Origin of the sequence: uncultured Sphingopyxis sp., from assembly GCF_900078365.1 — a bacterium.
Lineage (GTDB): Bacteria > Pseudomonadota > Alphaproteobacteria > Sphingomonadales > Sphingomonadaceae > Sphingopyxis.
The window spans coordinates 3,605,627-3,628,787 of record NZ_LT598653.1 but is presented as its reverse complement, the minus strand read 5'-3'; the positions used below and the strand labels follow the sequence as shown (position 1 = coordinate 3,628,787).

14 protein-coding genes and 1 pseudogene are annotated in these 23,161 nt (G+C 66.6%); 9 read left to right on the top strand and 6 right to left on the bottom strand.

Annotation, left to right across the window (positions count from 1 at the left end; all coding sequences use genetic code 11):
• The first annotated feature begins 237 nt into the window (after window positions 1-237).
• Window positions 238-3,369 (top strand): TonB-dependent receptor, encoded by a 3,132-nt coding sequence (locus tag QZL87_RS16810; protein WP_295326990.1) that lies wholly within the window; start codon window positions 238-240, stop codon window positions 3,367-3,369.
• 245 nt (window positions 3,370-3,614) lie between these two features.
• Here the strand turns inward: QZL87_RS16810 and QZL87_RS16805 are convergent, their stop codons facing one another.
• Complete coding sequence (locus QZL87_RS16805; RefSeq protein ID WP_295321545.1) at window positions 3,615-4,640, bottom strand: hypothetical protein; 1,026 nt, start codon at window positions 4,638-4,640, stop codon at window positions 3,615-3,617.
• 43 nt (window positions 4,641-4,683) lie between these two features.
• On the opposite strand from QZL87_RS16805, the gene QZL87_RS16800 reads away from it, so the two are divergent.
• The 3 genes from QZL87_RS16800 (at window position 4,684) to QZL87_RS16790 (ending at window position 6,723) form a co-directional block, all read left to right on the top strand.
• Window positions 4,684-5,868 (top strand): aspartyl/asparaginyl beta-hydroxylase domain-containing protein, encoded by a 1,185-nt coding sequence (locus tag QZL87_RS16800; protein ID WP_295321544.1) that lies wholly within the window; start codon window positions 4,684-4,686, stop codon window positions 5,866-5,868.
• Between the two features lie 121 nt (window positions 5,869-5,989).
• Window positions 5,990-6,325, top strand: a complete 336-nt coding sequence (locus QZL87_RS16795; protein ID WP_295321543.1) for a hypothetical protein — start codon at window positions 5,990-5,992, stop codon at window positions 6,323-6,325.
• A gap of 38 nt (window positions 6,326-6,363) precedes the next feature.
• Window positions 6,364-6,723 carry a hypothetical protein gene (locus QZL87_RS16790; RefSeq protein ID WP_295321542.1) on the top strand — a complete coding sequence of 120 codons (360 nt, stop codon included), beginning with the start codon at window positions 6,364-6,366 and terminating at the stop codon, window positions 6,721-6,723.
• 77 nt (window positions 6,724-6,800) lie between these two features.
• Here the strand turns inward: QZL87_RS16790 and clpB are convergent, their stop codons facing one another.
• Together clpB and QZL87_RS16780 are read right to left on the bottom strand one after the other, a co-directional pair.
• Entirely contained in the window at window positions 6,801-9,380 is a 2,580-nt protein-coding gene (gene clpB / locus QZL87_RS16785; protein WP_295321541.1) for an ATP-dependent chaperone ClpB, read from the bottom strand.
• A gap of 82 nt (window positions 9,381-9,462) precedes the next feature.
• Entirely contained in the window at window positions 9,463-11,037 is a 1,575-nt protein-coding gene (locus QZL87_RS16780; protein ID WP_295321540.1) for a leucyl aminopeptidase, read from the bottom strand.
• 146 nt (window positions 11,038-11,183) lie between these two features.
• On the opposite strand from QZL87_RS16780, the gene QZL87_RS16775 reads away from it, so the two are divergent.
• From QZL87_RS16775 to QZL87_RS16755, 5 genes and pseudogenes are all read left to right on the top strand, one after another.
• Window positions 11,184-13,340 (top strand): acylase, encoded by a 2,157-nt coding sequence (locus QZL87_RS16775; RefSeq protein ID WP_295321539.1) that lies wholly within the window; start codon window positions 11,184-11,186, stop codon window positions 13,338-13,340.
• A 96-nt stretch (window positions 13,341-13,436) separates the two neighbouring features.
• A complete protein-coding gene (locus tag QZL87_RS16770; RefSeq protein WP_295321538.1) occupies window positions 13,437-16,418 on the top strand; it encodes a pitrilysin family protein in 2,982 nt (993 codons plus the stop codon).
• Window positions 16,419-16,444: 26 nt separating this feature from the next.
• On the top strand, window positions 16,445-16,747 hold the full coding sequence (locus tag QZL87_RS16765; RefSeq protein ID WP_295321537.1) for a hypothetical protein: 303 nt from the start codon (window positions 16,445-16,447) through the stop codon (window positions 16,745-16,747).
• Window positions 16,748-17,362: 615 nt separating this feature from the next.
• Window positions 17,363-17,821 (top strand): annotated as a pseudogene (locus tag QZL87_RS16760) (MFS transporter); the annotation flags it as partial.
• 118 nt (window positions 17,822-17,939) lie between these two features.
• Window positions 17,940-18,656 carry a hypothetical protein gene (locus QZL87_RS16755; protein ID WP_295327166.1) on the top strand — a complete coding sequence of 239 codons (717 nt, stop codon included), beginning with the start codon at window positions 17,940-17,942 and terminating at the stop codon, window positions 18,654-18,656.
• Between the two features lie 574 nt (window positions 18,657-19,230).
• On the opposite strand, the gene QZL87_RS16750 is transcribed toward QZL87_RS16755, so the two are convergent.
• From QZL87_RS16750 to QZL87_RS19265, 3 genes are all read right to left on the bottom strand, one after another.
• Entirely contained in the window at window positions 19,231-20,769 is a 1,539-nt protein-coding gene (locus QZL87_RS16750; RefSeq protein ID WP_295321536.1) for an amino acid permease, read from the bottom strand.
• 105 nt (window positions 20,770-20,874) lie between these two features.
• A complete protein-coding gene (locus QZL87_RS19270) occupies window positions 20,875-21,945 on the bottom strand; it encodes a penicillin-binding transpeptidase domain-containing protein (RefSeq protein WP_362987822.1) in 1,071 nt (356 codons plus the stop codon).
• Between the two features lie 20 nt (window positions 21,946-21,965).
• Window positions 21,966-23,096, bottom strand: a complete 1,131-nt coding sequence (locus QZL87_RS19265; protein ID WP_362987818.1) for a transglycosylase domain-containing protein — start codon at window positions 23,094-23,096, stop codon at window positions 21,966-21,968.
• Between the last annotated feature and the right edge of the window lie 65 nt (window positions 23,097-23,161).

Here is a 23,161-nt window from a genome sequence, read left to right as displayed (position 1 = left end):
GCTTTCCGAGTTTGTTGCAAATACGTCACAATGCGCCGCGAAACGCCCCTTTGCGGCGGGATTTAGCTTTACTCGACATGAACGAAGTTTCATCCCGCACGCTATCGGGGCATCTGCGCGTCGGCTTTGGCCGGTCGCGCCGGGGGTCCGGGTAATTTCAATCCACCAGTAGCAAGGGACTGCACTGTGAAGAAAACCCACTATTCCAAGCTGAAGCTGGGCGCTGCGCCGTTCGTGATGAGCGTCGCCCTGGTTTCGGCTCCTGCCTATGCGCAGGACGCAGCTGTCGAGGGCGCGGCGCCGGGCGAGGAAATCGTCGTCACCGGCACGCTGATCCGCAACCCCAACCTCGAACAGTCGACCCCGGTCAACGTCACGACCGCCGACACGATCGAACTGAAGCAGTCGAACGTCGCCGAAGAAGTCTTGCGCGAATTGCCCGGCGTGGTCGCCAACATCGGTTCGGCGGTCAACAACGGCAACGGCGGCGCTTCCTACGTCGACCTTCGCGGCCTCGGCTCGACCCGCAACATCGTCCTTCTGAACGGTAATCGCGTCGCTCCGTCGGACGTCAACGGCCGCGTCGACCTCAACAACATCCCGCTCGCGCTGATCGAGCGCGTCGACGCGCTGACCGGCGCGGCGGTGACCACCTATGGCGCCGACGCGATCACCGGCGTCGTCAACTTCGTCACCAAGCGCGATTTCGCGGGTCTTGAAGTCACCGCTTCGGAACAGCTGACCGAACAGGGCGACGGCAATATCTTCCGCATCGACGCCACGATCGGTGCCAACTTCGACGACGGCCGCGGCAATGCGGTGCTGAGCGTCGGTTACCAGCAGGCCGACGCCGTCTATCAGGGCGCGCGCCCCTTCTCGAACGACACGCTCGACAGCTATTCGAACACCTATCTCGGTTCGGGCACCGGTGTTCCGTCGCGCATCTCGGGCACTCGCGGCCTGACCAACGGCGTGCCGAACATCATCGCGCAATACGCCAACACGGGCGCAACTGTTCCGAACCCCAACTATGATCCGACCGACCCGGACAGCCCGGCGACGCTTCCGGTTCTCGCCCTGAATCCCGATGGTGCGGCAAATGGCGGCGTCCGTCAGGTCAATGCCGACGGTCAGGCTGTTGGCACGTTCGCGACCTACAACTTCAACCCGTTCAACATCTTCCAGACGCCGTTCGAACGCTTCAACATCTATGGTCAGGCCAATTACGAGGTCTCGGACGCGGTTGAAGTTTATACGCGCGGCATGTTCTCGAAGCAGACCGTGTCGACGATCATCGCTCCGTCGGGTTCGTTCGGTGGCACGGTGACGATCAACCTGAACAATCCGTTCCTGCCGGAGGCGCTACGTAACCAGTTCTGTGCCTTCAACACCGCGCCGGTCGTCAATGGCGTCGATGCCGACGGCAATCCGGTGTCGGGACAGACGGCATACACACCGTTCCTCGATGAGGCGGCTTGCGCCCGCGCAGCTGCGGCTACGGGGCGTGACGATCCTGATTATGAAGAAGTCACGGTCGCACTGAACCGCCGCACTCCGGAAGTCGGTCCGCGTATCAGCAACTATCAGACGACTTTCTTCGATTATCGCGTCGGCGCGCGTGGCGGCCTCACCGACACCATCGACTGGAGTGTCGAGGGCGCCTATGGCGAGTCGGAAAACATTCAGAGCATCAACGGCTATACGCTGCAGTCGCGTTTCCGCGAGGCCTCGCTGTCGGATGACGGCGTGACTTGCCAGAGCGGCAACTCGGCTTGCGTTCCGGTCAACCTGTTCGGCCCCGAAGGTTCGATCACGCCGGAAGCGGCTCGCTTCCTTTCGGAAAAGAGCACCTCGGTCAACCGGACCTCGCTGGCCCAGGTTCGCGGGATCATTTCGGGCGATCTCGGCTTTGCATCGCCGGGCGCGGTGCAGCCGATCGGCTTCGCTATCGGTGGCGAATATCGCAAATATACCGCGCAGCAGTCGTCGGACCTGCTCGCCAAGACCCCGGGCGAACTCGGCGGCGCTGGCGGTGCGGCGCCTGACATCGACGGCGCCTATGACGTCTACGAGGCTTATGCCGAAGTCGTCGCGCCGCTGATCGAGGACAAGCCCTTCTTCGAAAGCCTGACCGTCGAAGCCGGTGTTCGCTATTCGGATTACAGCATCAAGGGCGCGGGCGGTTACGACACCTGGACCTGGAAGGCCGGCGGCAGCTGGGAACCGGGTGCTGGCGTCAAGATCCGCGGCAACTACAGCCGCGCGGTTCGCGCTCCCAACATCGGCGAACTCTTCACGCCGCTGTCGGTCGGCCTGACCAACCTCGGTATCGATCCCTGTGCGGGCGGCGCTCCGCTTGGTGACGCCAACCTGCGCGCGATCTGTATCGCACAGGGCGCTCCGGCCGGGGTGATCGGTTCGATCACCAACCCGACCGCGGCTCAGGCGAACATCACTGCGGGCGGCAACCTGAACCTGCAGCCGGAAAAGGCGGACACCTGGACGCTCGGTGTGGTGCTCCAGCCGGACTTCCTGCCGCGCTTCAACCTGTCGCTCGATTATTACAACATCAAGATCAACAACGTCATCGGCGCCCCGCTGCCCGGCGACATCATCGAAGCCTGCTTTGGTGCGTCGGGTGCCAACAGCGCGACCGACCCGGCCTGTACGTCGATCCGTCGTAACCCGATCACGGGTGGCCTAGACGGCGATCCGGCGACGACCGGTGGCCTGTTCGGCCAGACCAACAATCTGGGCCGCCTGTACACTGACGGCTTCGACCTGCTGATGAACTGGGGCACCGACCTCGGCTTCGCCAGCCTCAACTGGTCGTTCGTCGGTAACTGGACGCGTCATTCGAAGTTCAATTCGAACGTCGCGAACCCGAACTCGATCAACCGCGAATGCGTCGGATACTACAGCGTGAACTGCTCGTTTACGGGTTCGATCCAGCCGGAATTCCAGTTCTCGAACCGCTTCACGCTCGGCTTCGATACGGTGGATCTGTCGCTGCTGTGGCGTTGGCAGGATGCGGTGTCGTTCGAACCCCTGCAGTTGCAGGCCGATATCGATGCGGCGCTGGACAATCCCGACGATTGCCCGGATCCGACGGGTGCGGACGGCGGCGGCTGCGTCGTCGATCCGCAGTTCCGCAAGATCAAGGCGCAGCACTATTTCGACCTGACGGCGCGTTTCAACGTCAGCGAGAATCTGGTGTTCACCGCGACCGTGCAGAACCTGCTCAACAACAAGCCGCCGATCGTCGGCAACTCGATCGGTTCGACCACCTACAACAGCGGCAACACCTTCCCGTCGACCTACGACGCGCTGGGCCGCCGTTACGCGGTGTCGGCGAAGCTGAAGTTCTAGTCGCTTCACGCTTCGGCAGGAATTGGGGGCGGACAGCGATGTCCGCCCCTTTTTCTATGCGGATGGCGAGGTTGGCTTGAACGACCGTTTTGGGGTGGAGAGCGGACGTTGCCTATAACCGTCGCCCCCGCGAAGGCGGGGGCCGCTGTCGGTATACGCAACACCGCTGATTAAGGCCGCTGGCGGCCCCCGCCTTCGCGGGGGCGACGACTGGTTTCGGCCGTAACCGGTCTTTCCGGAGGGTATCAGCGCACCGGTAACGGTCCCGGCAGGATCAGCGGAATATTCGCCTGCCCCGCAACGGCCTCCGCCCAGCCGGCCACCTGCGAAATCTCTTCGCCATAGGCGGCCTCGGCCGCGGCAAGGTCGCGCTGTCGCTCGCCTTCCGCAAACGCGGCGCCCGACTTGCTGTTGCGCGCCAGCGCCGGATGATCGGCGATCGCGGCGCGGTCGCCCGTGAGGTGCAGATGGTCCATCGCCGCCGCGATCGCTGCGGCGGGGCCCTGCGTCAATGTCTCGCTGTCGAGCGACGCGATCCGCGCGGGCGCCCAGTCGAGCAGCGCGGCGAAGGCCTGTTGCTGCGCGAGCCAGCCGGCCGCCGCGACCTGCAGGTCCGACTGGCGGAAATAATCGCGTGGTTCGAACCCCAGCTGAACATAGCCGTCGGCGAGATAGGATTCGAGCAGCTCGCGGCACCACAGGCGGCACCACATGCCCTTGCGCGCGACCGACAGCAGGAAGGCGCGGAGCGGCGCGTAGAGCAGGATCGCGCGCGCCTGGGGCCGCAGCATCAGCGCCCCGCGCGCGAGCGGGTTGAAGATGTTCGACGGCTTGACGACCACCGCCTCGCCCGGCGCGAAGCCGCGCCCGAGCATCGCGAGCGCGCCGTCCATCACGCGGCCATGATCGCGCGGATCGGCGCCGCGGCGGCGCCAGCCGACCATGTCGTTGAGCAGCACCGGTTCGGACAGGCTGGCGGCGACGCCCGGCTGGTCGAGGGCGTGGGTCAGCATCGTCGAAGCGCAATAGGCCGAATGGAAGATGAAGTGGAGCGGCGCGGATGCCGCGCCCGCCGCGCCGAGGCAGTCGCTCCGGCGCAATATCGCCGGCGCCGTCTCCTCGCCCAGATGCGTATCGGTGAGGAAGGGGGCCGCGCCGCGCGCCGGGCGCGGAACGCGGCGAAAATGGAAGGCGTCGTGCCCCGGATCATAGCGATGCGCGAGCCATTCGGCATCGTCGACGATGGCGGACACGGACGGGGCGGCGGTCATCAATCGACCTTGCCCATCCGCCTTGGCGATGGCAAGCACGGGCATGACCAGCACAGCTCCTCCTGTCTCGGCCGTCGAGGCGAACCGCCTCGGCATCGCGGCCTTGCAGACCGGCGACCATGAAGCCGCCGCGCGCCATTTCGGCGCGGCAGTCGCAGCCGATCCGCATTCGGGCGCGTTGCAGCGCAATCTCGCATCGGCATGGCGCGCGCTCGGCGACGAGGCGCGCGAACTCGCGGCGCTCGACGCCGCGATCGCGATCGATCGCCGCGACCTGATGGCGTGGATCCGCAAGGGCGAACGCCACGAGGCGCGCGGCGAAATGGGCGCGGCGCTCGCCGCGTGGAGCGCCGCGATCGCGCTCGGCGCGCAGCTCGATCCGGTGCCGCCGCCGCTCGCGCCGCTGCTCGCGCACGGCCAAGCCTTTGTTTCGGGCGCCACCGATACGATGTTCAAGGCGGCGTCGGCTGCCTTCGAAGGCATGCGCAGCGACCTGTCGGAAACGGAAGCGCGCCGAGGCGAGGCGTTCGTCGCGAGCGCGCTCGGCCGCCGCCGCGTCTATCGGAACGAATGCGCGGGGGTCTATTATCCCTTTCTGCCCGCCGACGAGTTCTTCGACCGCGGCCATTTCCCGTGGTTTCCCGAAATCGAGGCGCAGACCGCGGCGATCCGCGCCGAGTTGCAGGCGCTGCTCGACGACCCGGGCGAGGCGCTCCGCCCCTATGTGCGGATGGAGCCGGGGACGCCCGAGACGATCTGGTCGGGGCTCGACAACCGGCTCGACTGGGGCGCCTGCTTCCTGTGGGAATATGGCGAACCGAACCAGCCGGTGCTCGACCGCTGCCCCGCGACAGCCGCCGCACTTGCGGGGGTTCCGGGCGTGCATATTCCCGGCCGGGCGCCCAGCGCCTTCTTCTCGATGCTGAAGCCGCACACGCGCATTCCCCCGCACACCGGGGTCACCAACACGCGCGCGATCGTGCATCTGCCGCTGATCGTCCCGCCCGGTTGCGGCTTTCGGGTGGGGGGAGAGACGCGCGAGTGGGTGGAGGGCACCGCTTTCGCCTTTGACGATACGATCGAGCATGAAGCGTGGAATGACAGCGACGAACTGCGCGCGGTGCTGATCTTCGACGTCTGGAACCCGCATATAACCGCGGGCGAACGCGAGCTGCTGCTGCGCTATTTCGCGTCGGCCGATGCTTCGGGCTACGCTGTTCCACGCTAGGGTCAGGACCCTGGGACCGGGGCGCCTTTTCGTGGCCGAAATTCAGCTTTGCGAAAGCCCCGATGGTCAATAAGATGCGGGCCGTGAGGCTGCGGGTCATGCCCGCGGTAGGAGGACTAGCATGAACCGGATTTTGCCTGCTTTGGCGGCTGCCGCGCTATTGGCCGCGCCGGCGGCGCTCGCCGCTGAAATCGCCGCGCCCGCCGACCACGCGCCGCCGCCCAAGGCGCCCTCGGCGATGACGCCGACCGAGATCAAGGCGCATAATGAGGGGCTGGCGCAGACCCATCCGCTTTATATCAAATGCCGCAAGACGCTCGCCATCGGGTCGCTCGTAAAGAAGAACCGCGTTTGCCACACCAACGAACAATGGAAGGACGTGACCGCGCGCGGCAATCAGAATGCGCGCGACACCGCCGAAGCGATGGTGGGCAAGGGATTGAACTCGTCGAACTGATCCTTCACTCGCGCTTTTAGGGTCCTAAGGGGAGACAGGTGCGGACGGGTATCGTCAGCCTTGCGGTCATCGCCGGCCTCGCCGCGGGGCCGGCCGGAGCACAAGAGAGCGAACCCCGCCTCGCGCGCGCGCCGTCGGACATGTCGGGCGCCGAAATCGACGCCTATAACGAAGGACGGATGACGAGCGATCCAGGCTATATCCGCTGCCGCCGGATCGAGCAGATCGGCTCGCTCGTCAGGAAACTCCGCGTCTGTAACACCAATGCCGAGTGGAAACGGATCGGCGACAAGGGCAATCAGGACGTGCGCGATTCGATGGAATCGCTCGCGCGCGGGTGGAGCGTTTCGCAGGAACCGCAGGACCAGCTGGTGCGGACGCCGAACCGGCCGCAATGACCCGGCGTGTGCCGGGCACACCCGTACCCGTCCGTCACGGCAATTGATCCGCGCCGCGGTGGGCGCGGCCGAACCCGCTAGGCCGGGGTCAGAGCCAGCGCGCCATCGCCTTCGTCGACCTTCACCGTCGATCCATCCTTGACCTCGCCCTTCAGGATCAGGTCGGCGAGCGGGTCCTGCAGATATTTCTGCACCGCGCGCTTGAGCGGCCGTGCGCCATAGACCGGATCATAGCCGACGCGGCCAAGCCAGCTCCGCGCGGCGTCGGTGAGGTCGAGCGTCACCTTGCGGTCGTCGAGCAATTTCTGGACGCGCGCCACCTGGATGTCGACGATCCCGCCCATATGCTGCTGCGCGAGGCGGTGGAACAGCACGATCTCGTCGAGCCGGTTCAGGAATTCGGGCCGGAAATGCGCGCGCACCACCTCCATCACCGCGGGCTCGGCCTGTTCGACCGGCGCGTCGTCGGGAAGCGCGGCGATCGCCTGGCTGCCGAGGTTCGAGGTCAGGATGATCAGCGTGTTGGTGAAGTCGACCGTGCGCCCCTGCCCGTCGGTGAGGCGGCCGTCGTCGAGCACCTGCAAGAGGATGTTGAACACGTCCGCATGGGCTTTTTCGACCTCGTCGAACAGCACGACCTGATAGGGGCGGCGGCGCACCGCTTCGGTGAGCGTGCCGCCCTCCTCATAGCCGACATAGCCCGGGGGCGCGCCGACGAGCCGCGCGACGCTGTGCTTTTCCATATATTCGGACATGTCGATGCGGACCATCGCATTGTCGTCGTCGAACAGGAAACGCGCGAGCGCCTTGGTGAGCTCGGTCTTGCCGACGCCCGTCGGGCCGAGGAAAAGGAACGAGCCCAACGGCCGGTTCGGATCCTGCAGCCCCGCGCGCGCGCGGCGCACTGCGGTCGAGACGGCGCGGACGGCCTCGTCCTGGCCGATCACGCGCTGGCCCAGCGTCTCTTCCATGCCGAGCAATTTCTCGCGCTCGCCTTCCATCATCCGGTCGACGGGGATGCCGGTCCATTTGCTGACGACCGCGGCGATGTCGTCGGCGGTGACTTCCTCGCGCAGCATCGCATTGCCTGCGGCGGCCTGCGCCTCTTCGAGCCTTTTTTCGAGGCCGGGGATGGTGCCGTAGCTGAGCTCGCCCGCCTTGGCGAGATCGCCCGCGCGCTGCGCCTGCTCGAGCGCCGAACGCGCGGCGTCGAGCTCTTCCTTGATCTTCGCCTCGGCGTGGATCTTGTCCTTCTCGGCCTGCCATTTCTGCGTGAGCTCGGCCGACTGCTGCTCGAGATTGGCGAGTTCGGACTGGAGCGTGGCGAGCCGGTCCTTCGACGCGGCGTCGCTTTCCTTGCCGAGCGCGGCCTCCTCGATCTTCATCTGGATGATGCGGCGGTCGAGGCTCTCGATCTCCTCGGGTTTCGATTCGACCTCCATGCGGATGCGGCTCGCCGCCTCGTCCATCAGGTCGATCGCCTTGTCGGGCAGGAAGCGGTCGGAGATATAGCGGTTGGACAGCGTCGCCGCGGCGACGATCGCGCCGTCGGTGATCCGCACGCCGTGGTGCAGTTCGTATTTCTCCTTGATCCCGCGCAGGATCGAGATCGAATCCTCGACCGTCGGCTCGCCGACGAACACCGGCTGGAAGCGCCGCTGGAGCGCGGGGTCCTTTTCGACATGCTTGCGATATTCGTCGAGCGTCGTCGCGCCGATGCAGTGCAGCTCACCGCGCGCCAATGCGGGCTTCAAAAGGTTCGACGCGTCCATCGCGCCTTCGCCCTTGCCCGCGCCGACGAGCGTGTGCATCTCGTCGATGAACAGGATGATCTCGCCCTCGGCGGATTTCACATCGTCGAGTACGCCTTTCAGCCGCTCCTCGAACTCGCCGCGATATTTGGCGCCCGCGATCAGCGCGCCCATGTCGAGCGCGAGCAGGCGGCGGTCCTTGAGGCTGTCGGGCACGTCGCCGTTGACGATGCGCAGCGCGAGGCCCTCCGCGATCGCGGTCTTGCCGACGCCGGGCTCGCCGATCAGCACCGGGTTGTTCTTGGTCCGGCGCGCGAGGATCTGCACGGTGCGGCGGATCTCCTCGTCGCGGCCGATGACGGGATCGAGCTTGCCCTCGCGCGCGACGGCGGTGAGGTCGCGGGCGAATTTCTGCAGCGCGTCGTAGCGATCTTCCGCCGAGGCCGTGTCGGCGGTGCGGCCGCCGGTCAGCTTGGCGATCGCGGCATTCAAGGCTTCGGGCTTCACGCCGGCGTCGGCGAAGGCCTTGCCCACCGGCGTGCCGCTGCCAAGCACCATCGCGAGCAGGATATTCTGGACGGCGACATATTCGCTGCCCGCTTTCGCGGCGATCTGTTCGGCCTGATCGAGCAGGCGCACGGCGTCATTGTCGAGGCCGGGCGTCGCTTGCGCGCCCGATCCCGACACGGCGGGAACCTTGGCGAGCAGCGCGTCGATGCCCTGCACCGCGCGTGCGGTGTCGCCCCCACTATTGGCGATCAGGCCCGCGGCCATGCCCTGATTGTCTTCGAGCAGCGCCTTGGCGATATGCTCAGGGCTTATCCGCTGATGGTTCATGCGGATCGCGATCGTCTGTGCGGCCTGCAAAAAGCCCTTGGCGCGGTCGGTGAATTTTTCGAGGTTCATTCCGGATAAGCCCCTTTCTCACCGGGCAAGATAGTGTTGCACTTGTGCAACACAAGGGGGCGTTGCGAGGTTCCGCAAGGCTCTATTCGCCGCCCCGCGCGAGCTGGTCGAGCAGCCGCACCCCGAAGCCGGTCATCCCTTTGGGAACGAGCGGCGTCGCTTTGTCGGCCTGATTCACCCCCGCGATGTCGAGATGCGCCCAAGGGGTCGCCTCGTCGACGAAGAATCCGATAACGTGCGCGCCGAGGCTGGCGCCCGGTCCCTGGCCCGGCGCGATGTTGCGGATGTCGGCGATGTCGGATTTGAGCTTCTCGGCGTAATTTTTGTGGAGCGGCATCCGCCACAGCTCCTCGCCGCTTGCGGCGCCGGCGGCGAGCAAGGCGTCGGCGAGCTTTTCGTCGCGCGCGAAGAGGCCGGCATATTGGTCATCGAGCGCGCCGACGATCGACCCGGTGAGCGTCGCGATATTGACGATCGCGCGCGGCTTGTAGGTCGCCGCGACATATTCATTGGCATCGGCAAGGACGAGACGGCCTTCGGCGTCGGCGTTGAGCATCTCGATCGTCTTGCCCGACATGGTGCGCGTGATGTCGCCGGGACGCTGGGCGTTGCCGTCGGGCATATTTTCGGCCAGCGCGGCCACCGCGACAACATGGACCGGCGCGCGCGATTTCGCGAGCGATAGCGCCGCGCCGACGACCGAGGCGGCGCCCGACATGTCGCCCTTCATGTTCCACATGCCGTTTCCGGGCTTCAAGGAAATGCCGCCCGAATCGAAGGTGATGCCCTTGCCGACGAAAGCGATCGGCGCGGCGGGCGCGCCCGCGCCGCGATAGCGCACCGCGAGCAGGCGCGATCCGCGCGGGCTGCCCTGTCCGACGCCGACGAGGGTGCCCATGCCGAGCTTGCGCATCGCGGCTTCGTCGAGAACTTCGATGCCGACCCCGGCGGTTCCGGCAAAGGCTTCGCGGACGCGCGCGACGAAGCTTTCGGGATAGATGATGTTCGCAGGCTCGTTCGCGAGGTCGCGCGACAGGCGCACGCCATCGACAAGCGGCTTCCAGCGGCTGGCAAAGGCGGTTTCGGCGGCGGGGCCGGCACCGACGAACGTGACAGCGCCCGTCGCCGGTGTCTTTTTGTCGACGGTCTTGTACCGGTCGAAGCGATATTGGCCGAGCGCGAAACCATAGGCGACGTCGGCGGCCGAGGCGTCGCCATAAGCGCCGGCGATCGCCACCGGATGCGCTTCGCTCTTGAGTTCCTGCGCCGCTTTGCCGCCCGCTTCGGCGAGCGCGAGCGATGAGGGCGTGGCGCCCGCACCGACGAGCAGGATGCGCGGAAACGCGCCAATGCCGCGCAGCGACAGCGTCGATCCGGCCTTGCCGTCGAAGCCCGCCGCCGCGATCCCCGCGGCGATCGCTTGGCGATCGGCGACGCTCAGCGTAACGCCGTCGAGCGGCGGCAGCGTGGCGTCGGTCATCACGACGACCAGCGCCGCGTCTGCTGGCGCCGTCGCGGCAAAGCCGATCGCGCGCTCGGCGCTGTTCGAGGCGGCCGCCGGGACGACGCCCGACCCGATGACGGTCTGCGCCATCGCTGCGGGTGCGGGCGCCAGCGTCAGGCAGGCGGAAAGAAGCAGGCTCTTGATGCGTATCATTCGAAATTCCCCGTTGTTCAAAGACCTGCATCCTGCATAGCGGCGCTCTGCCCGCCCGCAAATCCGCCTCGACGAACGACAGCCGCTTGCCATCGGACGACATGACGGTCACAGATGCGCGCGGATCGGCCACGAAGGGACCAACGATGCTGCGACGGATTTTTCTGGGCTTGCTGGCTCTGGCCGTCGTTGCCGCCATATCGCTCGCCGTCTGGGAACCGCTCACCGCCGAAGCGCCAGCGGCGCTGGCGTTCAAGCCCGCCGATGTCCGCATCGCACGCGACGGCTTCGGCGTGCCGCATATCTTCGGCAAGACTGACGCCGACGTCGCCTATGGCGTCGCTTTTGCGCATGCCGAGGATGATTTTGCGACGCTGCAGGAAGTGCTCGCGATGACGCGCGGGCGCGCCGGCGCGATGCTTGGGCCGGACGGGGCGAAGGTCGACTATGCCGAGGCGCTGCTCGGCGTCCGGGCGACGGCGAAGCGCGACTGGCCGCGGCTGCCCGACGATGTGAAAAAACTGTTCACCGCCTATGCCGCCGGGCTCAACCATTATGCCGACAAGCATCCGGGCGAAGTGCGCCTGTCGCGCCTGTTCCCGGTGACCGGTGAAGATGTCGTCGCGGGCTTCGTGCTGCGGTCGCCCTTTTTCTTCGGGCTCGATTCGGTGCTCGGATCGCTGACCGAAGGCGCCGAGATCGGGCGCGAAGGCGGCCCCGCGCTCGACAAGTCGGGCAAGCTCGTCCCGCGCGAGCTGACGCCGGTCGGCCGCGATCCGGCCGACAACGGGTCGAACGGCATGGCGGTTGCCCCCGCACGGTCGAGCGACGGCGCGACGCGGCTCGTCTCCAACTCGCATCAGCCGTGGACCGGCGGCGTCGCCTGGTACGAGCTGGTCGTCCATAGCGAAGAGGGCTGGGATTTCGCCGGCGCCAACTTCCCCGGCTCGCCTTATCCCTTCCTCGGCCATAATAAATATCTCGGCTGGACCAACACGGTGAACCGGCCCGACCTGATCGACGTCTACAAGCTGACCCTCGACGACAGGGGCGAAAATTACCGTTTCGACGGGCAGTGGCGCCCGCTCGAGAAAAAGCGCATCTGGTTGAAGGTCCGGTTCGGGCCGTTCGTGCTGCCGGTGCCGCGCACCATCTGGCGCTCGGTTCACGGGCCGGTGGTGAAGAATGAAAAGGGCGCCTTCGCGATCCGCTACGCCGGACAGGACCAGGCGAATATGGTCACCCAATATTATCGGCTCAACAAGGCGCGGAATTTCGCCGAATGGCGCGCGGCGATGGCGGGGCAGGGCGTGCCCGCGACCAATTTCATCTACGCCGATGCGAAGGGCAATATCGCGATGTTCTACAACGCCATGTTCCCCGACCGCCCGGCGGGGTTCAACTGGCGCGGGCTGTTGCCCGGCGACACCTCGGCGGATCTGTGGACGAAGACGCTGCCGTTCGACCGCGTGCCCGCGCTTGTCAATCCGCGTTCGGGCTATGTGATGAACGCGAACAACACGCCGTGGGTCGCGGCGGGGCCGGGCGACGAACTCGATGCGGCGGCCTTCTCGCCCTTGCTCGGGATCGAGGACGATATGACCAATCGCGCGGCGCGGCTGATCGAATTGTTCGAGGCGTCGGGGCAGATCGACGAGACGCGGCTCAAGGCGATCAAATATGACACCGCCTATGCGAAGACCGGCTATGCGAAGGCGTGGATCGACCGGCTGCTTGCGCTCGACACGAAGGGCGATCCGGCGCTCGCGCGGGCGCAGCAACTGCTGCGCGCATGGGACTGGAATCTCGACGGCCGGGGCAAGGGCGACGCGCTCGCGCTGATGCTGCTGCGCCCGGCGAACGGCCGCCATTACCAGCGCCGCGCCGCGCCCGATCCGCGCACCGTGCTGACCGAGACGGTCGCGCATCTGCAGGATCATTTCGGCACCCTCGACCCAAAGCTCGGCACCGTGCTGCGCCTCCGCCACGGCGAGGGACCGAATCGCGTCGACTTGCCGCTCGACGGCGGCAACGACACCGTGCGCGCCTCGACGCTGTGGGACGAGGAGTCTGACGGGCGGCTGAAGGTGCGCCACGGCGACAGCTTCATCATGTTCGTGACGTGGGACCGGAACGGCCGCGTCCGCTCCGAATCGATCCAGCCGTTCGGCGCCGCGACGACGCGCCCCGACAGCCCGCATTACAACGATCAGGCGCCGCTGTTCGTCGCACATAAATTAAAGCCCGTGCTCTTCGATCCGGCGGCGCTGAAGGCGAGCGGGGCGCGCTTCTATCGGCCTTGAAAGCTGCCCCTTGCTGTCCTAAGCCATTGATACAGTGCCGTCCGGCACCCGCTTTTGGGCAGGCGCGCGCCTGCATGAATTGATCTGGGGGATTTCATGGTCCGTTTCCGTCGTTTCGCCGTCGCCCTTGCCCTGTCGATCTCGCTCGTCGCCGCCGCTCCGGCGCTCGCCAAGGCCAAGGCCGCGGCGCCCGCGCCGACCGCCGACCTCGTCAAGGCGGTCGATATTCCCTACGAAGCCTTCACGCTCGACAACGGGCTGCGCGTGATCGTGCATGAGGATCGCAAGGCGCCCGTCGTCGCGGTGTCGGTGTGGTACCGTGTCGGGTCGAAGCACGAGCCCGCGGGCAAGACGGGCTTCGCCCATCTGTTCGAGCATTTGATGTTCAACGGCTCCGAAAACGCCCCCGACGATTTCTTCGAGCCGCTGCGCCAGGTCGGCGCGACCGATTTCAACGGCACCACCTTCCTCGACCGCACCAATTATTTCGCCAGCTCAGGTACCACTTCAGCGTGTCGGGGTGAATTTTCGCGGCGCGGCCTGCAGGCCAACGGCTCGACCTCGGCCGACCGCACCAATTATTTCGAGACGGTGCCGACCGGCGCGCTCGACCTCGCGCTCTTTCTCGAAAGCGACCGCATGGGGCATCTGCTCGGCGCGGTGACGCAGGAAAAGCTCGATAACCAGCGCGGCGTCGTCCAGAATGAAAAAAGGCAGGGCGACAACAATCCCTATGGCCTGCTGCGCTACGAGATTTTCGAGAATCTCTTTCCCAAGGGCCACCCCTATCACCACAGCACGATCGGCTCGATGGCCGACCTCGACGCGGCGAGCCTCGATGACGTGAAAAAGTGGTTCACCGACAATTACGGCCCGAACAACGCGGTGCTCGTCCTTGCGGGCGATATCGACGTGCCGACCGCGAAGGCCAAGGTCGGCGAATGGTTCGGCGACATTCCGCGCGGTCCCGAGATCAAGGCGCCCGCAACCTCGCTGCCGACGCTGCCCGCGCCGCTCGCGAAGGAGGTCAAGGACCTGATCCCGACGACGCGCATCTATCGCATGTGGACGATGCCGGGGCTCAACGACGCCGAAGCGGTGCCGCTCCAGATGGCGATGTCGGTGCTCGGCGGGCTGTCCTCGTCGCGGCTCGACAATGCGCTCGTGCGCAAGGACCCGGTTGCGGTCAGCGTCTCGGCGGGCGCGTCGCCGTTCGAGGATGCGGGGATCGTGCTGGTCCAGGCCGACGTCAAGCCGGGCGTCGATCCGGCGCATGTCGCGAAGAGGCTCGACGAGGAAATCGCGGCCTTCCTCGCGAGCGGGCCGACCGCCGACGAATTGCAGCGCGCGACCGCCAGCTATCTTGGCGGCGCGATCTCACAGCTCGAATCGGTCGGCGGCTTCGGCGGCAAGGCGGTGACGCTCGCCGAGGGCGCGCTCTATTCGAACGATCCCGCCCACTACAAGGTCGAGCTTGAGCGGCTCGCCAAGGCGACGCCCGAGCAGGTGAAGGCGGCCGCGAACAAATGGCTGTCGCGCCCGGCCTTTTCGCTGACCTATACGCCCGGCGAACGCACCGAGGGCGGCGAGAATCGCGGCGGCGCGGTTATCGCGGCGAAGGGCGCTCCGGCGGTTCAGCCCGACCGCTACTGGAACCCGGCGCTCGGCGACGTCGGCCCCGACAGCGGGATCGGCGCCGCGACCGCGATCGCCGACCGCTCGCAATTCCCCGCCGTCTCCGGCCTCAAGGCGCTCGAATTCCCCGATATCGAGCGCGCGAAGCTCAAGAACGGCATCGAGGTCGTCTTCGCGCGCCGCGCGACGGTGCCGACGGTCAACGTCCAGGTGAGCTTCGACGCCGGCTATGCCGCCGATCCGCACAGCGCGCTCGGCACCCAGTCGCTGATGCTCAGCCTGATGGACGAGGGCACGACCAGCCTCGACTCGATCGCTTTCGCCGAAGCGAAAGAGCGGCTCGGCGCGCAGACCTATGGCTATGCCGACGCCGACGAGACCGCGCTCGGGCTGTTCGCGCTCAAGCCGAATTTGCGCGCGTCGCTCGCGCTGCTCGCCGACTATGTGCGCAATCCGGCGTTCGACGCGAAGGAACTCGAGCGCGTGCGCGCGCAGCAGCTCAACCGGCTGAAGGCCGAACTCAACGAGCCGCGCGCGATCGCGCAGCGCGTGCTGATGCCCGCGCTCTACGGCGCCGAGCATCCCTATGGCATTCCGCCCTCGGGGCTCGGCAACGCCAAGGCGGTGACCGAAGCGACGCGCGACCAGCTCGCGGCCTTTCATTCGGCGTGGATTCGCCCCGACAATGCGCGGATCTTCGTCGTCGGCGACACGACGCTCGCCGAGGTGAAGAAGGAACTCGACGCGGCGTTCGGCGACTGGAAAGCGCCGGCGACGGCGAAGCCGGTGAAGCATTTCGAGATCGCGGTTCCCGCGCCGCAGTCGCGCATCCTGCTCGTCGACCGGCCCAAATCGCCGCAGTCGGTGATCCTCGCGGGCAAGGTGCTGGACGTCAAGGGCGGCGACGGGCTGGAAGTGCTGCGCGCGGCGAACGACATTTTCGGCGGCAATTTCCTGTCGCGCTTCAACATGAATTTGCGCGAGACGAAGGGCTGGTCCTATGGCGTGCGCACCAGCGTGACGGGCGAAAAGGACCGGGTGAGCTGGATCGCATCGGCGCCGGTGCAGGCCGATCGCACCGGCGATTCGATCAAGGAGCTGCAAAGCGACCTCAAGGCTTTCCTCGGCGACAAGGGGGTGACCAAGGAGGAGTTGCAGCGCACCGTGAACGGCAGCGTCCGCGAACTGCCCGGCAGCTTCGAAACCTCGAGCGACGTGCTCGGCGGGCTGCGCGCGATCGCCAAATTCGATCGTCCCGACGATTATTACGAGAAACTGCCCGCGACTTATGAGGCGATGACGCCCGAAGCCCTCGATGCGGCGGCACGAAACGCGCTCAGCACCGACGATCTCGTCTATGTCGTCGTCGGCGACGCCGCCGTGGTGAAACCGCAGCTTGACGGATTGGGTCTGCCGGTGGAAACGGTGTCCCTCGATAACTAACATCAGTTTCAGTAAGGAGAGCCGCAATGTCTCAAGTCGATGGCAGCTATGATTGCGTCACCAAGTCGCCGATGGGCGATCAGAAGTCGGTCTTCACCGTCACCAGCGACGGCGACAGCTTCACCGGTCAGAATGCCGGTGCGATGGGCTCGCTCGATGTCGAAAATGGCAAGGTCGACGGTAACAAGCTGACGTGGACCATGAACATGAAGGTGCCGATGCCGATGACGCTCGAATGCGAAGCGACGATCGACGGCGACACGCTGACCGGCACGATCAAGGCCGGCGCCTTCGGCTCGATGGCGATGACGGGCACGCGCCAGGGCTGAGGTTCGTCCGCCTGCGAAAGGGAAGGGCCGTCCGGATCGGGCGGCCCTTTTCGCATGGTGCGTCTTGACGAGGAAAGTCGGCTTTTGGCGGTGGGGAGATGCCATTTCCGATCCTCCCTGTGGCGAAGCCATGGGGAGGGGGAGTGAGCGGGATAAAAGGAACGCGCGGGGCGCGTTGCTTCCCGCGAGGCGCCGCAGGCGATGGTGGAGGGGCGGCGACGTCGCGTCATCGCCCCTCCGTCAGCGCTTCGCGCTGCCACCTCCCCATCGCTGCGCGACAGGGAGGATCATGGCAGCTGCCGGTCGGTTTCAGCCCCTCGTCATCCCGGGCTTGACCCGGGATCCCGCTTTTTGGGGCGTCGACCGGTCTTCGGCATCAAGCGGGACCCCGGATCAAGTCCGGGGTGACGAATAAAGAGACGGCAACTATCGGCCGTTAGCTGCCCCGAACTCCTCCCTGTCGTGCAGCGGCGGGAAAGCCGCCGCCCGCAGATTCCCGCTGTTATCCCCTCCCGCCTGCGGGGAGGGGAGATGAACGGCCGCGTCCGCCCTTGCATAGCTTTTCGTCGCCGGGGGGCTATCCAAAGCGGCGGTGCGGGCGCATAGGCTGCTGCGATGCACAAGCCGGCCCAATCCCCCCAACGGAGCCTGCCGGGCGACCGTGAAATGGTGGTCATGATGGCGATGGTCATGGCGCTCAACGCGCTCGCCATCGATTCGATGCTGCCCGCGCTGCCAGCGATCGGCGAGACGCTGGGCGTCACTGTCGCCAATGACCGGCAGCACGTCATCTCGATCTATCTGCTCGGGATCGGTTTCGGGTCGCTGCTTTACGGACCGCTGTCGGACCGCTTCGGGCGCAAGGGCGTGCTCGTCCCGGCGCTCTTCGCCTATCTGGCGCTCTCGATCGGCTGCGGACTGGCGACGAGCTTCGCGATGCTGCTGGCGCTGCGCTTCATCCATGGGCTGGTCAGCGCCGCGCTCGGCGTGATCGTCGTCGCGGTGATCCGCGACCTGTTCGCGGGCGACGCGATGGCGAAAAGGCTGTCGCTGATCTTCCTCGTCTTCATGATCGTACCGATCATCGCGCCGACGATCGGCGCGGGCATCGCCGCGGTGGCGGGCTGGCGCGCGAGCAGGTCGGCTACCTGGTCAATTTCCGCCAGGCCGGCGCCCTTGATGCGAATGCTGAGTGCTCGCGGTGATGTCGATCGTGATGCTGCTCTGGCTGCGCCGCCTGCCCGAAACGCTCGACCCCGCCGACGTGCGCCCGCTCGACTTCGGGACGATGGTCGCGGGCTGGGCGACGGTGACGCGCCACCGCCGCGCCGCGGGCTATATGATCGCGTCGGGCATGATGCAGGGCGCGCTCTATGGCTATCTCAACAGCAGCGAGCAGATCATCGCCGAGGTGTTCGGGGCGCGGGCGCTGTTCCCGCTGATCTTCGCCTGCGTCGCGGTCGGCATCGCGATCGCCAATTTCTCGAACGCCGCGATCGTCGAACGTTTCGGCGCGCGCCGCGTGTCGCAGTCGGCGGTCCTCGCCTTCATGGCGACGTCGATTCTGCAGATCGTCGCGGCCTTGAGCGGCGCCGAGACCTTGTGGATGTTCACCGCGCTGATGATGGTCAACGTCGGGCTCGTCGGCTTCATCGGCAGCAATTTCGGGTCGATCGCGATGGAGGATTTCGGGCATATGGCGGGCGTCGCCTCGTCGTATCAGAGCTTCGCCAAGACGCTGCTCGCGGCGACCGTCGGCGCGACGATCGGCCAGCAATATGACGGCACGACGCTGCCGCTGGCCTATGCCTTCCTGATCTCGGCCGTCGTCGGCCTTGCGCTCGTTTTCTGGGCCGAACGCGGCAAGCTGTTCACCCGCCCGGGAACGGCGCCGCGCACGCCCTTCTGACGCGACGGACTGTTGCCGATAAGTGGCGGCTCTGGGGTGGAGAGTTGCCATAGCTCTCCTCCACTTCCGTCATCCCGGGCTTGACCCGGGATCCCGCTTTGGGGCGTCGACCGGTCTTCGGCATCAAGCGGGACCCCGGATCAAGTCCGGGGTGACGAATAAAGAGACGGCAGCAATCCGTCGGCAGCGGATGTTCCCTTGTTCCGTTCGTGTCGAGCCCTTCGACTGCCTTGGCAGGCGCTCAGGATAAACTTCGACCTTTGGTCGAAGTCGAGACACCCATCGATGTAGCGCCTGGCCCGAGGGGCATCTCGACTTCGCTCGATGCGAACGGATATTTTAAAGCGCAATGTCCGCTACCGGTCGGTTTCAGCCCCTCGTCATCCCGGGCTTGACCCGGGATCCCGCTTTTTGGGGCATCGCCGGTCTTCGGCATCAAGCGGGACCCCGGATCAAGTCCGGGGTGACGATGAAACATAGGTCCGCTCCCAGTGGATTGCTGCCATCGTCTCATCGGATACAGCTAAAAAGAAAGGAGGCCGAAGCCTCCTTTCCCGTATGATCATTCGAACCGTCAGTTGAACGACGGTGCCGGCGGGACCGGCGGCGGCGGGGCGTCGGCGTCGTCCTCATGCACCTCGACATGGCCCAGGCCGACATGGCTGCGCCTGCGGCTGTAGACGAAGTAGACGACCAGGCCGACCGCGGCCCAGATCAGGAAGAGGTTGATGCTCTTCTGGTCGAGGTTGAAGAAGAGATAGATGCAGCCCGCGATCGCGATCGGCGCGGTGACATAGATCATCGGCGTGCGGAACGGGCGGTGACGGCCCGGATCGGTGCGGCGGATCACCATCACCGCGATCGACACCGCGGCAAAGGCGAAGAGCGTGCCCGAGTTCGAGATGTTCGCCAACTGCCCCACCGGGAAGAAGGCGGCGAACAGCGCGACCGCGATGCCGGTGATGATCGTGATCACGTGCGGCGTGTTGAACTTCGGATGGATCTTCGAGAAGGCCTGCGGGAGCAGGCCGTCGCGGCTCATCACGAAGAAGATGCGGGTCTGGCCGAACATCATCATCAGGATGACCGACGGCAGCGCGAGACCGGCGGCGAGGCCGATGAGGTTGCCGATTTGCGGCCAGCCGATCTCGCGCATCGTCCACGCGAGGGCTTCCTTCGAGCAGACCACCGCCTGGTCGCCGATCGCGCCGCACGCCGCGGCAAGCTCGCGGCTGCCGGGTTCGAGCGCATGGCCCGTCGCGGCGTCGATGCCGACCGGCTGCGCGCCGACGGTGCCGATGACGCCCGCGGCGACGAGCAGGTAGAAGATGGTGCAGATCGCGAGGCTGCCGATCAGGCCGATCGGCATGTTGCGCTGCGGGTTCTTGGTTTCCTCGGCCGCGGTCGAAACCGCGTCGAAGCCGACATAGGCGAAGAAGATCGACGCCGCGGCGGCGCCGATGCCCGCGATGCCGAGCGGGGCGAAGGGCTCGAAGCTCTCCATATTCATCACCGGCACGGCGAGGATGATGAAGAGGGTGAGCGCGGCGACCTTGATCACGACGAGGATCGCATTGACCGTCGCCGATTCGCGCGTGCCGATGACGAGCAGGAAGGTCACCAGCCCCGCGATGAACATCGCGGGCAGGTTGATCATGCCGCCGTCGAACGGCCCGAGGACGAATTTCGCGGGTATGTCGAGCCCGAAACTATGCTCGATCAGCCCGACGACATAGCCCGACCAGCCGACCGACACGGCGCCCGCGGCGACCGCATATTCGAGGATCAGCGCCCAGCCGACCATCCATGCGATCAGCTCGCCCATCACGGCATAGCTATAGGTATAGGCCGATCCCGACACCGGGACCATCGAGGCCATTTCGGCGTAACAGAGCGCGGCGAAGGCGCAGACGAAACCGGCGATGATGAAGCTGACCATCATGCCGGGGCCCGCCTTTTGCGCGGCTTCGGCGGTCAAAACGAAAATACCCGTCCCGATCACGGCGCCGATCCCCAGCATCGTCAGCTGAAAGGCGCCGAGCGTGCGCGTAAGCGATTTCTTTTCCGCTGTCGCCAAAATGGCGTCCAACGGCTTTACGCGGTCAAATAGCATATTCTTCCCCTTTGGAGCGGCTGAGCTGCCGCCCGTCTCTCATGGCGGGGCAGACTAGCCTTTCCGCAGGTCAGCGCAACTTAATTTCAGTGAGGGTAACCCAACTTACCGTACCGTAAAGCGCACGCGGTCGATCGTCCGGCCGCCGGGGTCGACCAGCGCGAGCATATGGCTGCCCGGGCGGGGCAGGATCTGCTGCCCGGCATCGGCGTCGCCGAGCGGCTTTTTGTCGAGGATCAGCCGGTATCCGGCGACCGAGCCGCTGACGATCACCGCGAGCCGCTGGCGATCGAGCGGGATGTCGGGGTCGAGCGCATAGACGCTGCCGCTGACCGGGCTGGTGATGCGCGGGCGGCGCGCGGCCTCGGGCGCGGCCGCCACTTCGCGCTGCGCGGTGCCGGCAAGGAAATATTCGCGGCGCGGCGGCTCGCGCGTGCCGGGGAGGCGGACCTGCCGCACCTCGACGCCTTCGGGCATTTCCGGCGGCTTGCCGGGGTTGCCCGCGTGGAGCGCCATCATCACGTCGCGCCAGACCGGCGCGGCGCCCGAGGTGCCCGAGACGGCGCGCATCGAATCGCCCTCGAGATTGCCGACCCACACCGCGACGGTGAAGCGGTCGGTGAAGCCGACGCACCAATTGTCGCGCATCCCCTTCGACGTTCCCGTCTTGGCGGCCGCCCAGAAGGGGAGGCGCAGCGCGCTGTCGGCGCCGAAGGCGTCGGCGCGCGCCGAGGCATCGGCGAGGATGTCGCCGACGATGAAGGCGGCGGCGGGGCTCACGATCTGGCGCGCTTCGCCGTCATCGCTGCGCGCACCGGTGTAACGGACGGGTGAATATTTACCGAGATTCGCCAATGTCCTGAAGGCGTTGGCCTGTTCGACGAGCGACACTTCGGCCGAGCCCAAGGCAAGCGAGAAGCCGTAATATTCGCCATCCTCGACGATCCCGTGATAGCCTAGGGCCCAGAGGCGGTCGCGGAATTGCTGGACGTCGTCGATGACGAGCGCGCGCACCGCCGGGACGTTGAGCGATGCGGCGAGCGCGTGGCGCACGCTAACCGGCCCCTTGAAGCTGCGGTCGTAATTTTTGGGGACGTAGAGCCCCGAGGCGGTGTCGAGCTGGACCGGGCTGTCGTCGAGGATCGAGGCGGCGGTGAGCCAGCCATGCTCGATCACCTGCGCATAGAGATGCGGTTTCAGCGTCGAGCCCGCCTGCCGCCGCGCGTTGGCGCCGTCGACCTGCGCCGCGGTCGAGTCGAGGCCGACGCCGCCGAAGAGGCTGTGGCGCTAACCCGCGCCGAGCCGCGCTGGTCGAGGCCGACGCCGCCGACATAGGCGAGCACCTCGCCGCTCGCGTTGTCGAGCACGACGACCGCGCCGTCGCGAACGCGGTTCGCGCCGAGTCCCGAAAGCTGACGGCGCAGCGCGACGATCGCGGCGGTCTGGATGCGGCGGTTGATCGTCGTCGTGACGCGCTTGCCGGGCTTGTCGAGCAGACGCACCGCGAGGTGCGGCGCGAGGCCGGGGTCGAAGCGCGCGGCATGCTCGCCCGAGACGAGCGTCGCGGCGGCGGCGCGGATCGCGGTGCAATCCGTCGCGCCTCTTTCGCTATTTTGCGCGATCCGGCAGGCGCGACGGCCGAGGGCGTCGGCGCTCGCGGCGGGGTTGGGGAGCAGGCCCGCGAAGAGCGCGGCGTCGGTGCGGTTCATCTGGGCGGGCGTCTTGCCGAACAGGCTCTGCGCGCCCGCGCCGATGCCCTGCGCCTCGCCGCGCAGGGGGACGAGGTTGAAATAGGCCTCGAGCATCTGTTCGTGCGACCATGCGGAGGCGAGCGCCTGTCCGGCGCGCATCTGGCGCAGCTTGGCACGCCAGTTGCGCTGGCCCGGCTGTGCGAGGGTCGGATCGAGGAAGGCCGCGAGCTGCATCGCGAGCGTTGAGGCACCGCGCGAGCGGTCGCCGGCCCCCGCCCTTGTCAGGCGCGCGCGGACCGCGCTGGCGACCGCGAGCCAGTCGACGCCGCCGTGCGACCAGAAGCGCCGGTCCTCGGCGCGGACGACCGCGTCGCGCACCGCTGGGCTGATGTCCTTGAGCGGCACCCACGCGAGGCGGCGGCGCGCGAAATCGACGCGCTCGCTGTCGAGCAGGCGGCCGTCGCGGTCGTAGAGCCAGGCTTCGCTGGAGCGCCAGTCGGCGCGCACGGTGGCGAAGTCGGGCATCGCGGGCGGTTTCGTCGCGAGGTGCGCGATGGTGGTGAGGATCAGGAGGGCGAGCGCGAGCCATGCGAGGGCGTCGCGGATGCGGGATCGCGGGAAACGGTCGTCCGGCATAATAAGCCCCTCCCCTTCAGGGGAGGGGTTTGGGGTGGGGGCCACCGGCCTCGCGCAAGGACGAT

Bases quoted from the DNA above. Each gene is read 5' to 3' on its own strand.
- QZL87_RS16810 (WP_295326990.1), top strand. From the start codon at position 238: ATGAGCGTCGCCCTGGTTTCGGCTCCTGCCTATGCGCAGGACGCAGCT.
- QZL87_RS16805 (WP_295321545.1), bottom strand. From the start codon at position 4,640: ATGACCGCCGCCCCGTCCGTGTCCGCCATCGTCGACGATGCCGAATGG.
- QZL87_RS16800 (WP_295321544.1), top strand. From the start codon at position 4,684: ATGACCAGCACAGCTCCTCCTGTCTCGGCCGTCGAGGCGAACCGCCTC.
- QZL87_RS16795 (WP_295321543.1), top strand. From the start codon at position 5,990: ATGAACCGGATTTTGCCTGCTTTGGCGGCTGCCGCGCTATTGGCCGCG.
- clpB (WP_295321541.1), bottom strand. From the start codon at position 9,380: ATGAACCTCGAAAAATTCACCGACCGCGCCAAGGGCTTTTTGCAGGCC.
- QZL87_RS16780 (WP_295321540.1), bottom strand. From the start codon at position 11,037: ATGATACGCATCAAGAGCCTGCTTCTTTCCGCCTGCCTGACGCTGGCG.
- QZL87_RS16775 (WP_295321539.1), top strand. From the start codon at position 11,184: ATGCTGCGACGGATTTTTCTGGGCTTGCTGGCTCTGGCCGTCGTTGCC.
- QZL87_RS16770 (WP_295321538.1), top strand. From the start codon at position 13,437: ATGGTCCGTTTCCGTCGTTTCGCCGTCGCCCTTGCCCTGTCGATCTCG.
- QZL87_RS16765 (WP_295321537.1), top strand. From the start codon at position 16,445: ATGTCTCAAGTCGATGGCAGCTATGATTGCGTCACCAAGTCGCCGATG.
- QZL87_RS16750 (WP_295321536.1), bottom strand. From the start codon at position 20,769: ATGCTATTTGACCGCGTAAAGCCGTTGGACGCCATTTTGGCGACAGCG.
- QZL87_RS19265 (WP_362987818.1), bottom strand. From the start codon at position 23,096: ATGCCGGACGACCGTTTCCCGCGATCCCGCATCCGCGACGCCCTCGCA.